Annotated in this window: 2 protein-coding genes; both read left to right on the forward strand. The window is 59.8% G+C overall.

The features are described 5' to 3' along the window. The coding region (locus tag V6C16_RS14170) for a hypothetical protein (protein WP_333543549.1) at positions 1 to 764 on the forward strand (764 nt) is incomplete at its 5' end. 9 nt (positions 765 to 773) lie between these two features. Then, the coding region (locus V6C16_RS14175) for a phage baseplate assembly protein domain-containing protein (protein WP_333543550.1) at positions 774 to 984 on the forward strand (211 nt) is incomplete at its 3' end.

Below are 984 nucleotides of genomic sequence, written 5' to 3' on the forward strand. Positions count from 1 at the left end.
AGGCCACAGTGGCCGAGGTGTGCGCAAGCATGCTGCGACCCGTGGGCGTGGACAAAATCAAGGTGCAATCGAGCGGCGCTGCGTACAAGAAGGTAGCTGTAGAGCCGGGCATGTCGGCGTGGGAGGCTTTGCAGCGCGCAGCCGAGGCTAGCGGCCTTTGGCCGTGGTTTGAGCCGGACGGCACCCTCATGGTGGCCGCGCCGGACTACAGCCGGGCAGTGGACGCAGAACTTGTGCTGGTCAAAGATGGCACGGGCAATAATGTGCTGGATATTACGCTGGAGGAAAGCTGTAACCGCCGTTACAGCGAGGTCACAGTGCTTGGGCAGAGCATCGGCGGTGAGGATGATGAAGCCGACACCCAGCTAACGCATACGGTCAAAGATAAGGGTGCGTGGTTCTATCGGCCCCTCATACGTGATGAGGGGCATGTGGACAGTACAGACATGGCCAGCCGTCGCGCCCGAAAAATCATTACTGATGGCATCATGGAAAGCCTTACCATCACCGTTCGTGTACGCGGCCATGCCATTGAAAACGGCAAGCCCTGGCAGCCGGGCATGCGCCTGCGCCTGCGCTCTGATGCCCTGCAATGCGACATCACAACGATGCTTGCCCGCCGCACCTTTGTGGGTGGGCGCGAGGGTACGACAACCCAGCTTGTGCTCAAGCCCTGGGGCGTGTGGCTGCCTGACACTGCCAGAAAGCCGCACAAGAGAAAGAAGAAATCTGACGGCGATGAGTGTGATTATGACTTTGACTAAGGGGCCGACATGCCAAGCATAACAGATATGATAGACGCCCGTATTGCGCGGTTTATGCGGGCCTTGCGGCTGCCGTACCGTGCGCGGCTGACCGCGTTAAACGGCGACCCGGCCTTGCAAATGGCGCAGGGCAAGGGCTTGGCTGGCGAGGCTGTGCAGGCTGTTGAGGTTTTGCAGCAGTTTGGTTTTTCCAGCGGCATCCAGATCGGAAGAGCGTCGT

The organism is Desulfovibrio sp. 1188_IL3213, assembly GCF_036763145.1.
Classification (GTDB): Bacteria; Desulfobacterota; Desulfovibrionia; order Desulfovibrionales; family Desulfovibrionaceae; genus Desulfovibrio.